Genomic DNA, 12748 nt, shown 5'->3' with positions numbered 1-12748 from the left:
CGATTTTAGATTGGTAAATTATTTATTTTTTTTCTTCATTTTTATTAATGATGCATTTAATTCAAAGCCTAAAAGCAATATATTAGAATTTAACCAGATATACACCATTAATATTAATAATGCACCAATCGAGCCATAAAGCTCATTATATGTAGAAAAATTTTCAATATATAAACCAAAGAGATAAGTAAAGATTACTATAAGAATAGTGGTAAAAAAAGCTCCAATAGAAAAAAAGCGTGCCTGTCTTGCTTCTTTAGTTCCAAAATAATATAAAGTTGCTACCGCAATATAGATTAGTAAAATAAACACCAGGTATTTTACAAAGGCCGTACTAAGATCAGAGAATCCTATTCCTAATTCATTAAAATCACTCACTGCATAGGTTAAATACACTGCCAGAATTACCGTAAGTAATAATAACAAAGACATAATTAGAGATACACCGACTGCAACCAGGTATTGTCTTACTATAGAACGATTAGCATTAGTGTGATAAGAAAATTCAAAACCCGTAAAAATAGCATTGATACCGTTAGTCATTAAAAAAATAGAAATTATAAAGGCTAATGAAAGCAAGCCTCCACGAGGAGTGTTGGCAATATCGAGAAATATATCGTTAAAAAAATCTGAGGTGTTGGGCGGAAGAAGCGAATCCATAAAAATAAGGAATTGCAGCTGAAAATCATCTATAAAATCAATATATGGAATCAGGTTAAGCATAAATAGCAAAAATGGAAACAAGGCCATAAAAAAACTAAATGCAATGGCACTAGCTCTTGTAGAGAAAGTTCCTTTTATAATCCCGCCAGAATAAATTTCCCAAAGATCATAAAGCGATAAACCATCGAATCCGGGCAAAATTACTCCCTTGGTTTTTCTTTCCCACCAGTTTGAAAATTGCTCTAATTTAGATATAAAGGCTTTCTTTGGAGCCATAAATTACATTGCTTTTAAACTGAGGTCTAGATTATAAACCGAATGGGTTAAGGCACCACTGGAAATATAATCCACACCGCATTCTGCATATTTTCGCACAGTATCCAAATTAATTCCACCACTAGACTCTGTTAAGCACTTTCCATCAATAAGTTTGACTGCCTGCCGAGTATCTTCGTAATTAAAATTATCTATTAGGATACGAAAAACACCTTCGTTTTCTAATATTTCTTCAATTTCTTTTAAATTTCTGGCCTCTACAATGATTTTAAGATCAAGTTTATTTGATTTAAGGTAATTTTGGGTTTTATTTATAGCTTTGGTAATTCCACCTGCAAAATCTATATGATTGTCCTTTAACATTATCATATCGTATAAAGCAAACCTATGGTTTTCTCCTCCCCCTATTTTTACCGCCCATTTCTCTAAAGCACGTATACCAGGAGTAGTCTTACGCGTATCTAAAATTTTTGTTTCAGTCCCCTCAAGCTTTTTAACGAAAGTGTTGGTTTTAGTTGCAATAGCACTCATACGTTGCATCGCATTTAAAACTAATCTTTCAGCTTTTAAGATAGATTGAGAACTTCCATCGACATAAAATGCAATTTGACCGGATTCTATGGCTTCCCCATCCTGAGTTAAAACTTCCACCTTTAGTTTAGGATCTATTTTTTCAAAAACTTTTAACGCAAAATCTACTCCGGCTAAAATTCCCTTGTCCTTAACCAGAAGTTTAGCTTTTCCATTGACTCCGGCAGGAATGCAAGCTAAAGAACTGTGATCACCTTCTCCAACATCCTCTCTTATTGCATTTTCTATGATAATATCTATTTCTTTTTCAAATTGTTCTTTTGAGATCATTTGCAATACTTATTTTTGTAAATGTAGCAAAGTCTGTGTTAAATCTACCGTATGACCATAAAATTACTCTGTATAGGAAAGACCGATAATCGGGAGCTTAAACAACTTGTTGAAATTTATAAAAAGCGGCTACAGTTTTATAATAAATTTGAGATCGAAATAATCCCCGATCTTAAAAAATCAAAAAAACTAGATGAAGGTCAGCAAAAAGAAAAAGAAGGAGAATTGATACTGAATAAAGTGCAGAATTCAGATTTTATCATACTTTTAGATGAAAATGGAAAAGAATTTTCATCTGAAAAATTTTCGGTGTTTATTCAGAAGCGATTAAACAGCGGCCTTAAACAACTTATCTTTATAATCGGTGGTCCTTATGGTTTTTCTGAAATGGTTTACAATAGAGCTGATACTAAAATCTCGCTTTCACAAATGACATTTTCTCACCAAATGGTACGCTTGTTTTTCACAGAACAATTATACCGCGCTTTCACCATTCTAAAAAACGAACCATACCATCACCGCTAAAACACAACCTATGGAGCTTGTATTTGCCACTCATAATAAAAACAAACTGGAAGAAATTAAATTCCTTCTTCCCCACTATATCAAACTTTTATCCTTGGATGATATCGGGTGTGATGAAGAAATTCCGGAAACTGCTGATACTATAGAAGGAAATGCCATTTTAAAAGCAGAACATGTTAAACATCGGTATGGCTATAATTGCTTTGCTGATGATACAGGTCTTGAAGTTGAAGCGCTTAACGGGGAACCTGGGGTTCTTTCTGCTCGATATGCCGGTAATGATAAAAATGATCTAGCTAATGTAAGAAAATTACTAAGCCTTTTAGAGAATAAAAACAACCGAAAGGCGCAATTTAAAACCGCTATCGCTTTAAATTTAAATGATAATCAAAACCTATTTACAGGTATTTGTAAAGGAGAGATAACAAAAGAGTCACATGGTGACAAAGGTTTTGGATACGATCCTGTTTTCAGGCCTAACAATTTTAAAATAACCTTTGCCGAAATGAGTCTGACAGAAAAATCTGAAATCAGCCATCGCGGAAAAGCTTTTAGGGAGCTAATCACCTATCTTTCAAAATAAAGAAAGTTGATGGTAATATATTGCTATCTAAGCCGTACCTTTGCCGCTTATTTAATTTTTATATGAACAAATTTGAACAATTAGGTTTAAACCCTTCTATTCTTAAAGCAGTCGAAGAAATGGGTTTTACAGACCCGAGTGAAATACAGGAAAAAGCGATTCCTGTATTATTAAACGAAGATACCGATATGGTAGCATTAGCCCAAACCGGTACAGGAAAGACAGCTGCTTTTGGATTCCCGCTTATCCAGAAAATAAACGTAAGTAAAAAACATACCCAGGCATTAATTCTTTCGCCAACGCGCGAACTTTGCCTACAAATTACCAACGAATTAAAAAATTACTCGAAATTTGAGAAAGGTCTTAATCCTGTTGCTATATATGGTGGCGCCAGTATCACAGACCAGGCTCGCCAAATTGAACGGGGTGCGCAAATTATCGTAGCTACGCCAGGTCGTATGCAAGATATGATTAATCGTAACTTAGTAGATATTTCTAAAATAGAATACTGTGTTTTAGATGAAGCCGATGAAATGCTAAATATGGGCTTTTTTGAAGACATTAAAGCCATACTTTCGCATACTCCCAAAGAAAAGCATACCTGGTTATTTTCTGCAACTATGCCAAAAGAAGTTGCAACTATTGCCAAAAAATTTATGCGTACGCCTATTGAAATTACCGTAGGATCTAAAAATCAGGGAACATCTAATGTTTCCCACGAATTTTACCTTGTTAATTCCAGACAACGCTACGAAGCTTTAAAGAGACTGGCAGATGCCAATCCGGATATCTTTTCGGTAATTTTCTGTCGAACAAAAAGAGATACTCAAAAAGTAGCAGAAAAGCTTATTGAAGACGGGTACAGCGCTGCAGCATTGCACGGTGACCTTAGTCAAAACCAGCGTGATTTGGTGATGAAAAGCTTTAGAAGCAAACAAATCCAAATGTTAGTGGCTACAGATGTTGCAGCCCGCGGAATTGATGTAGATGATATTACGCACGTAATTAACTATCAGCTACCCGATGAGATCGAAACTTATACCCACCGAAGTGGTCGTACTGGTCGTGCAGGGAAAAGTGGAGTTTCTATGGTTATTGTTACCAAAAGCGAAATGCGTAAAATCAAAAGTATTGAGCGTATTATCCAACAGAAGTTCGAACAAAAAGATATTCCAGACGGCATGGAAATTTGCCGTGTCCAGTTGTTTCACCTGGCCAATGATATTAAGGAAACTAAAATCAATCCAGAAATTGAAGCATATTTACCTGGCATCAATGAAGTTTTGGAAGATTTCACCAAAGAGGAGCTGATTAAGAAGTTCTTTTCTGTAGAGTTTACCAGATTCTTCAACTATTATAAAAATTCTGAAGGCCTGAGTTCTCCTTCAGCTCCTGCAGAAGGTGGCAGCTATGGAGATTCTACAAGATACTTTATTAATGTTGGTTCTAAAGACGGATTCGATTGGATGAGCTTGAAGGATTTCCTTAAAGCAACTCTTGATCTTGGACGAGACGATGTCTACAAAGTGGATGTTAAAGATAGTTTCTCTTTCTTTAACACGGATTCAAAACATACCGAAACTGTTTTAAGTACCTTTAAGGACTTCAAACATCAAGGTAGGTTTATAAATGTTGAAGAAACTACAGATACTGGAGGCCGTGGAAAACGCGGTGGCGGTGGCGGCCGAAAAGGTGGAAAATTTAACAAAGGTGGAGGAAAATCAGACTTTAAAGGTGGGGGTCGTAGACGTTCAGATAGTTCTGGTGATTCGGGAAAAGGAAAAAGAACCGGGAACCGAAATAAAAACATTGAAAGCTCCATTAAAAGAAGACGCAGCAAAAATTAATTTCACATCTGGCGCCTAAATTTTAAATTATGGCATTGTTTTTTATACGTATTTTATAATTTAGGCGCCAATTGTTATGAAGAAATCTTTTTTTACCCTTTTCCTACTTTTTTTATCACTGCAGGCATTTTCCCAGGATGTTGTATCAGGAACCGTTATGAATGCGGCAAACGACAAACCCATTGAGAAGGTCCATATCGTAAACCTCAACCAGGTTAAAGGCGCCGTTAGTGAAGAAGACGGGACTTTTGAATTGCAAGCTACAGTTAATGATACATTATATTTCTCTTACCTCGGATTCAGGCCTATAAAAGTGAGAGTTACTAATGACTGGCTTAAATATGGAAGTGTAAAAGTAAAAATGACAGAATTAGGTATTGCCTTGGAAGAGGTAGTTTTAAAACCAGTAACCCTTACTGGATATCTCGAAATAGATGCTAAAAATATTCCTATTTATGAGAATAACAGATATAGCATTTCTGGATTAAATGCAGGGTACGAAAGTGGCGGTAATTCTCCAAGTGCTGTATCCCGTACTTTAGGGGCGATTTTTAATCCTGCTGATTTAATGCACAATATTTTTGGTGACAAACCTAAAGAAATGCGAAAATTAAGGCAAATGAAGGAGGAGGATGAGATAAGAGATCTTCTAAGAACTAAATTTGACAGGGAAACTCTTATTGCATTACTTCCGATCAATGAAGTAGAACTCAATGAGATTTTGCAGCGATGCAGTTACTCTGAGGCATTTTTAAAATCAGCGAATGATCTACAAATTTTGGATGCATTGAGTGGCTGTTACGAAGAATATCGCGTTTTACAACGAAATTAAACTTTTGCCCTGTTTTCCATTTTAATTTTCAAATTCATAAGGCCTTTTTCCAGATCTTGCCCCATTAATTTTTCTGGGCTATAAAAAAGACTTATTACTGAAAGTGGAAAAGGTAAATTTCCTCTAATTCCCCAGACTACTTTGGATTTTCCGGGTTCAAGTTCTTTTGCCGCAAAATACGTGAGCAAACTAACCTTAACTGGTTTAACAAATAATACCCTGGTTTCAAAAACACGAGGGTGTTTCACTTTAATTATCTTTTGAGTTCCTTCTCCAACTTCTTTATTGTTGCCTTTCCAATAAATAGTGGCTCCGAGTTTACCGTCTTCACCCTTATGTTTTAGTAAAGTTTTGGGATATTTATAAAACCAAGGAACCCAAATAGGATGGTTTTTCAATTGCCTTACAAAGCTAAAAACAACGTCACGCGGAGAGTTAATCACCATGGTTCGGCTTATATCATATTTTTTCTTTGCCCAGGCATGAAGAAAGGCAATAAAAGTAATAAATGCGATAAGTAGGTAAAAGAAGAGGGTCATTCTTATAAATAATTATTTATCTAAATTAGGGATTTTCTGTTTGGTACTGCGCTATTATTGAATCTGAATTTTTAATACACTTTTTCAACCATTTATATTTAAGGTTTTCTTTCTCTACTTTCGAAAGCCGCCAGGCAATTTCGCTGTTTTTCAAGCGAGAAGTAATGCTCTGCAAAATAATAGCTGCAGAAACCGAAATATTAAGACTTTCAGTAAAACCCACCATGGGTATATTCAAGCTACAATCGGCCTCTTTTAAAATTTCATCACTTAAACCATCTTTTTCGGTTCCGAAGAAAATAGCTGAGGCCTTTTCGATATCAAAATTTTCAAGTGCTGTACTTTTGCCGTATGGAGTCGTGGCAACAATTTGATATCCTTTACTTCGTAATTCCCTTATACATTCTTTCGAAGTAGAATACCGGTTAACATCTACCCATTTTTGTGCACCCATCGCAATTTCTCGATCTATTCGTTTAGGTTTGCGTTCTTCTATGACGTGAATATTTTGAATTCCAAATACCTCACAACTTCTTATTACAGCACTGGTGTTATGTAATTGATAAACATCTTGTGTAACCACTGTAAAATGGTTAGTACGTTGTCCAATGACCTGATCAAATAAAGCAATACGCCTTGGGGTTAGAAAAGATTGAAGATGGTCTAGAAGCTTCTTTTTTTGCATAGGTTAAAATTAAAAAACCCGAGACTAAGTCGGGTAGTTTCGTAAGAAAATTTTAAAATTTTTCTACTTAATAATTTAGCAACCTATCATTCTACTTAGTTTTCAAAGGATTTAAAAACAAGAAAAACCCGGCCTCAAAGAAACCGGGTTATCAGTTTTATATAAATTTAAAAGTTCTAAGAATTAGAACCAACATTCCCCTGAGCCACAAGTGTAGCTAATTCCTCTGCACTCAAATGAACATTTAAATAACCATCGTACTCTAAAAGCCCATTATAATCTATCATTTCTCCATCCTCTCCGTCAAAAGAAGCTACGTTTGTCATACTCATACCTGTGCTGCCATTAACTGAATTCAACGAAATAGCGATATCTCCGGGAGCATTTGCAACGGAACCTATATGGATATGGGCGGGATGCTCCGCACCCTCCTGGGTCCCTTCAAGCATTATGGTAACCAAAGTTTCTCCATTAACGCGTTCTTCAAACATGGCTGTTCCCATAATTCCTTCAATATCTACACTATTAAGATCATAAGAAGCTGACTCTCCTGTAAGTTCATTTTGACCGATGTCACCTTGAGCAACAATAACCCCGAGCTCTTCTGCACTCAAGTGGACGTTTATATAACCATCATAATTCAGTACATCTTCATATCCAAATTCAGTACCATCATCAAGCATCGCAACGTGTGTCATACTCATACCGGTGGCTCCATTTACGGAATTAAAAGTAAACGCAATATCGCCAGGGCCTTCAGCCGCGGTTCCCATATGAATATGAGCTGGGTGCATCCCTCCTGCCGGAGTTCCCTCTAACATAATAGTTGCTAAGGCCTCTCCACTCATTCTTTCTTCAAAAATTACGGAACCATTAATTCCTTCAACCTCTTTCTCTCCTAATTGGTAAGTTTTACTTTCACCGGTTAACTCATTGGCTCCAATATCTCCCTGGGCAACCACCGTACCAAGAGCATCTGCACTAAGATGAACGTTTACATACCCATCATAATTTAGCACTTCTTCATAACCAAATTCCGTATCATCGTCAAACATCTCTACCTGAGTCATACTCATCCCAGTAGCACCATTTACAGGATTAAATGTGAATGCTATATCTCCAGGGCCTTCCACAAAAGATCCCATATGAATATGTGCTGGGTGCATTCCTTCTTCCGGAGTTCCATTAAGCATAATAGTAGCAAGGGCAGCACCGCTCATACGTTCCTCAAATGTAACAGTTCCGCTTATTCCTGCTACAGCTCTTTCATCAAGCTCATAAGTTTTAGTTTCACCGGTTAGTTCGTTAGCTCCTATATCATTCTGGGCTACAATAGTTCCTAATTCATCAGCACTCAAGTGAACATTTACATAGCCATCATAGTTGAGTACGTCGGTGTACATAAATTCAGTACCATCGTCTAGTGTAGCAACATTAGTTTTACTCATTCCTGTTGCGCCATTGACCGGAGTAAATGTAAATGCAATATTTCCCGGAGCTTCAGCAACAGATCCCATATGTATGTGTGCCGGGTGCTCCCCATCTTCCGGGGTTCCTTCCAGCATAATAGTTGCTAAGGCTTCACCATTTACTCGCTCCTGAAACATTATATTTCCTGAAATTCCCTCGACAGCTCTCTCTTCTAGCATGTAATTTTTAGATTCCCCGGTAAGTTCGTTTACTCCGATATCGCCTTGCGCTACTAAAGTACCAAGATCGTCTGCACTTAAGTGTACATTGATATATCCATCAAAATTAATAGCTTCATCATAAGTGATATTTGTTCCATCATCTAATGTAGAGAAAGTTGTGCTACTCATTCCGGTAGATCCCTCTACAGGCTCAAAAGATACGGCAATATCACCACCTTCCGCAGCTGTATTATAATGAATGTGGGCAGGGTGCATTCCTCCATCCGGAGTTCCCTGTAATTCGAGTTCTACAGTCGTGCTATTATCTTCATTTTCAATAAAGGTAGCGGTACCAGAAATGGAAGGATCAGCAACTGAATACAATTCAAAAGATTTTGTTTCTCCTTCGAAGTCATCTTCAGGGTCGACTGCATCATCATCACTACTACAGCTCATAAGCATAAATGGAAGTGCTATAAAAATAGCAAGTAAAAATTTTTTCATAAGATTAAAAATTTTAGTTATTAGTAAATTTAGAGTTGAGAAAACATCTTTATTTTTGTTTTCGCTATCAAATCTATCTAGAGATACGAGCTAGAGGGTTTTAACGGATGTTAAGCTTTATAAAAAGGATTCACAAACAATGTTAATATGAGGAAATGGAAATTTTTAACGCCACAGAATCAAAACCTACAGGGGATAATAAAGCTATAGAATTTTTGGTTTTGGAGGGATTAGCAGAGATTTAAAAGAGAGTTATATAAGAGCTATTTTAACTTAGACTTTTATTGCAATACCTCTTTAGAACTGGTAGGGAAAGATTGAATTATTACATAAATATATTATATACCAAAACTTTAAAATCAATATGGCATATTTTTTTGGATGTTTTTAAAAGTCAGAGACCTGCAATACAAGTCAATAACAGACTTTAAAATAAACTTGATGATTTAACAACAGCGGTAGGCTGAAAGTAAAAAATGCCCGACCTATAAGTTATAAGTCGAGCATTCGTAAAAACAAATCTTAATATTATTACTCGTTAGCGTTAGCTCCCATATTTCCCTGGGCTACAAGAGTTTCCAGGTCATCTGCACTGGCATGCACATTTATATACCCATCATAGGTTAACAATTCCTCATAGGTAATTACTTCCTCTTCTTCCTCTTCGGATCCATCGGTCATAACTATATTGGTCATACTCATACCGGTAGTACCATTCACAGGGTTAAAAGTGATCACAATTTCTCCGGGTGCCTCTTCCACAGATCCTGCATGGATATGAGCGGGATACATATTACCTTCTTCAGCTCCATCCAGCATAAGGGTAACTAAAGTTTCACCGTTTGCACGCTCTTCAAAAAGAGCAGAACCACTTACTCCGGGCACATCTACTTCGTTTAAATCGTATGTTACAGATTCTCCGGTAAGGACGTTTTCACCAATATCGGTTTGAGCGACAATTGTTTCCAAATCTTCTGCACTTTTATGGACATTGATGTAACCATCAAATTCAATTAATTCCTCATAGCTAATATCTGTACCATCCTCTAAAGCAGAAACTTCCGTGATACTGATTCCTGTAGTCCCATCAATAGGTTCTAAAGGAATAGCAATTTCGCCACCATCGGCAGCATTATCATAGTGAATGTGTGTGGGATACAACTCACCATCCTCGGTGCCTTCCAGATCAAACGCTACCGTTGCCGAGCCATCTTCATTTTCCGTAAAGATTACGGTTCCGGTTATGCCAGAATCACTCATTTCATTCAGCGTGTATTCTTCAGTATCGCCTTCAAAAGGAATGTCTACCGAATCATCGTCACTCTCACAACTTGTGAATCCCGCGATCATCATTAATGTAAATGCTAATTTTTTCATGTCGAATTTTAATTTTTTAGGTTATTAATCATTCTCTTTAGAGATGCATATAACCCCGAATAGTTGCGTGATATTTTACCCTTTATCAACAATTTAACAACATGAAAACCTTAAAAAACTGAATAAGAGGTAACAGCAAAATTGCATTTAACGTTTTAAATTGAATGAGATTAACATTATATTACCATCTGCATTTCTTAAAAGTAAAGTATGAGGAAGAAAATAGTAATTCTTACAGGCGCAGGTATAAGTGCTGAAAGTGGCATAAAAACCTTTAGAGACGCAGATGGTTTATGGGAAGGGCACGATGTTATGGAGGTTGCATCCCCTATGGGTTGGGAAAGCAACCAGCAGTTGGTTTTAGATTTTTACAATAAGAGACGAAGGCAATTATTAACTGTAGAGCCAAATGCTGCGCATAAAGCATTAGTTGATTTGGAAAAAAATTATGATGTTGAAATAATTACCCAAAATATAGATGATCTCCACGAAAGAGCCGGAAGTACGAGAGTCACCCATTTACACGGGGAGCTTTTAAAAGCCAGAAGTACCTTTAATGAAAACCTGATAATGGATTGGAAGCGAGATATTAATCCTGGTGATTTCTGCGAATTCAACTATCAACTCAGGCCCCATGTGGTTTGGTTTGGTGAAGCAGTGCCAATGTTTGAAAAAGCCATGGAAATTGTGTCTGGAGCCCAAATGCTCCTCATAATAGGAACTTCCATGCAGGTTTATCCTGCGGCGGGGCTGTTAGATTTTGCACCGGATGGAATCCCTGTTTATTTCATAGATCCAAAACCAAGTATTTCAGAAAAACGTAACCTCCATATTATAGCTGAAAACGCTACAATAGGGGTCCCCAAATTAGTACATGATTTAAAAAATAGGGAATAAATGCTTGAAAGATTATTGAGAAAAGAAATGCGGTAGCGGTTTTAAAGATTATCTGGAAGCAGTATCTTTGCGACTTTCAATTCCTAAATCAAATACATGACACCGCTAACTGCAATTTCCCCCATAGACGGAAGATATCATTCCAAAACGAAAAAACTTTCAGCCTATTTTAGCGAAGAAGCCCTAATAAAATATAGGGTAAAAGTTGAAGTTGAATATTTTATAGCTCTTTGCGAATTGCCACTGCCTCAGCTAAAAGATATAGATCATTCGGTTTTTAGTGACTTGCGTGCGATCTATGAAAATTTCACCACCCTGGATGCACAGGCTGTAAAAGAAATTGAAAAAACTACTAATCACGATGTAAAAGCTGTAGAATATCTATTGAAGAATAAATTTGATGAGTTGGGTCTGGAAGCCCATAAAGAATTTATTCACTTTGGATTGACTTCTCAGGACATAAATAATACTGCGGTTCCATTAAGTCTAAAGGATGCAATTAATGCCGAGTATCTACCCGAGATAGAACAAATTATCACAAAATTAACCCAGCTTTCACAAGATTGGGCCAATGTACCTTTACTGGCAAGAACACATGGGCAACCAGCTTCCCCTACTCGATTGGGTAAAGAAATAGAAGTTTTTATTACTCGTTTGGAGTCTCAACTGGACCTTTTAAATAAAGTCCCGCATGCAGCCAAATTTGGCGGTGCAACTGGGAATTTCAACGCTCACAAGGTGGCCTATCCCAATACTGACTGGAAAGAATTTGGGACAAATTTTGTACAGAAAAAACTGAGATTACATCATTCTTTTCCAACGACCCAAATTGAGCATTACGACCATATGGCCGCTTTATTTGATGGATTGAAAAGGATTAATACCATTTTAATCGATTTAGATCGTGATATATGGACTTATGTTTCTATGGATTATTTCAAACAGAAGATTAAAAAAGGAGAAATAGGTTCTTCGGCAATGCCGCATAAAGTGAACCCTATAGATTTTGAAAACAGCGAAGGAAATTTAGGAATTGCCAATGCGATTTTCGAACATCTCTCTGCAAAGTTACCGCTTAGCCGTCTACAGCGAGATCTCACCGATAGTACAGTTTTAAGAAATATTGGCGTTCCGATGGGGCACACCAGTATTGCATTTAAAAGCACTTTAAAAGGATTAGATAAATTATTACTGAATAAGGAAAAACTTAATGAAGATTTAGAAGCTAACTGGGCAGTAGTGGCTGAAGCCATACAAACTATTTTACGTCGTGAAGGTTTTAAAAATCCGTATGAAGCATTGAAAGGCCTAACCCGAACAAACGAAAAAATAAATAAAAAAAGCATCGCTGATTTTATTGAAACTTTGGCTGTATCCGAATCAGTAAAAGAAGAACTTAAAAAAATAACCCCTCAGAATTATACAGGGATTTAAATAGAGTAGGAAGATAGGGATTAATTCCCTATCTGTCCTCTCACACCACGCGTACGTACGGTTCTCGTATACGGCGGTTCCTTAGTTTACCCTG

The 12748-nt window shown here is 36.7% G+C and carries 12 protein-coding genes; 6 read left to right on the top strand and 6 right to left on the bottom strand.

Annotated elements, in window-relative coordinates; genetic code table 11:
* Positions 1 to 18: 18 nt before the first annotated feature.
* On the bottom strand, positions 19 to 939 hold the full coding sequence (locus DET49_RS12540) for a YihY/virulence factor BrkB family protein (protein ID WP_133548451.1): 921 nt from the start codon (positions 937 to 939) through the stop codon (positions 19 to 21).
* 3 nt (positions 940 to 942) lie between these two features.
* A complete protein-coding gene (gene nadC, locus DET49_RS12535) occupies positions 943 to 1800 on the bottom strand; it encodes a carboxylating nicotinate-nucleotide diphosphorylase (protein ID WP_133548450.1) in 858 nt (285 codons plus the stop codon).
* Between the two features lie 51 nt (positions 1801 to 1851).
* On the opposite strand from nadC, the gene rlmH reads away from it, so the two are divergent.
* The 4 genes from rlmH to DET49_RS12515 all read left to right on the top strand — a co-directional run bounded on the left by rlmH (position 1852) and on the right by DET49_RS12515 (position 5587).
* Positions 1852 to 2325 carry a 23S rRNA (pseudouridine(1915)-N(3))-methyltransferase RlmH gene (rlmH, locus tag DET49_RS12530; RefSeq protein ID WP_133548449.1) on the top strand — a complete coding sequence of 158 codons (474 nt, stop codon included), beginning with the start codon at positions 1852 to 1854 and terminating at the stop codon, positions 2323 to 2325.
* Between the two features lie 10 nt (positions 2326 to 2335).
* On the top strand, positions 2336 to 2908 hold the full coding sequence (locus DET49_RS12525; protein ID WP_133548448.1) for a non-canonical purine NTP diphosphatase: 573 nt from the start codon (positions 2336 to 2338) through the stop codon (positions 2906 to 2908).
* Positions 2909 to 2970: 62 nt separating this feature from the next.
* The gene (locus DET49_RS12520; RefSeq protein WP_133548447.1) at positions 2971 to 4755 is read left to right on the top strand and encodes a DEAD/DEAH box helicase; all 1785 of its coding nucleotides are present in this window, start codon (positions 2971 to 2973) and stop codon (positions 4753 to 4755) included.
* A gap of 76 nt (positions 4756 to 4831) precedes the next feature.
* Positions 4832 to 5587 carry a carboxypeptidase-like regulatory domain-containing protein gene (locus DET49_RS12515; RefSeq protein ID WP_166636576.1) on the top strand — a complete coding sequence of 252 codons (756 nt, stop codon included), beginning with the start codon at positions 4832 to 4834 and terminating at the stop codon, positions 5585 to 5587.
* On the opposite strand, the gene DET49_RS12510 is transcribed toward DET49_RS12515, so the two are convergent.
* The 4 genes from DET49_RS12510 to DET49_RS12495 all read right to left on the bottom strand — a co-directional run bounded on the left by DET49_RS12510 (position 5584) and on the right by DET49_RS12495 (position 10323).
* The gene (locus DET49_RS12510) at positions 5584 to 6126 is read right to left on the bottom strand and encodes an SRPBCC family protein (RefSeq protein WP_133548446.1); all 543 of its coding nucleotides are present in this window, start codon (positions 6124 to 6126) and stop codon (positions 5584 to 5586) included. The two genes, DET49_RS12515 and DET49_RS12510, sit on opposite strands and share 4 nt — an antisense overlap.
* A gap of 25 nt (positions 6127 to 6151) precedes the next feature.
* Complete coding sequence (locus tag DET49_RS12505; protein WP_133548445.1) at positions 6152 to 6811, bottom strand: TrmH family RNA methyltransferase; 660 nt, start codon at positions 6809 to 6811, stop codon at positions 6152 to 6154.
* 176 nt (positions 6812 to 6987) lie between these two features.
* Positions 6988 to 8946 carry a CHRD domain-containing protein gene (locus DET49_RS18590; RefSeq protein ID WP_208109647.1) on the bottom strand — a complete coding sequence of 653 codons (1959 nt, stop codon included), beginning with the start codon at positions 8944 to 8946 and terminating at the stop codon, positions 6988 to 6990.
* Positions 8947 to 9477: 531 nt separating this feature from the next.
* Positions 9478 to 10323, bottom strand: coding sequence for a hypothetical protein (locus DET49_RS12495; RefSeq protein ID WP_133548444.1), 846 nt, complete (start codon positions 10321 to 10323; stop codon positions 9478 to 9480).
* A 210-nt stretch (positions 10324 to 10533) separates the two neighbouring features.
* Here DET49_RS12495 and DET49_RS12490 point away from each other — a divergent pair, with 210 nt between their 5' ends.
* Both DET49_RS12490 and purB read left to right on the top strand, forming a co-directional pair.
* Positions 10534 to 11220 carry an SIR2 family NAD-dependent protein deacylase gene (locus DET49_RS12490; RefSeq protein ID WP_133548443.1) on the top strand — a complete coding sequence of 229 codons (687 nt, stop codon included), beginning with the start codon at positions 10534 to 10536 and terminating at the stop codon, positions 11218 to 11220.
* Positions 11221 to 11316: 96 nt separating this feature from the next.
* Positions 11317 to 12654: an adenylosuccinate lyase gene (purB, locus tag DET49_RS12485; protein WP_133548442.1), complete on the top strand. Its 1338-nt coding sequence runs from the start codon at positions 11317 to 11319 to the stop codon at positions 12652 to 12654.
* Positions 12655 to 12748 lie beyond the last annotated feature (94 nt).

The organism is Salegentibacter sp. 24, from assembly GCF_004362395.1.
Lineage (GTDB): Bacteria > Bacteroidota > Bacteroidia > Flavobacteriales > Flavobacteriaceae > Salegentibacter.
This window is presented reverse-complemented; position numbering and strand designations above follow the sequence as displayed.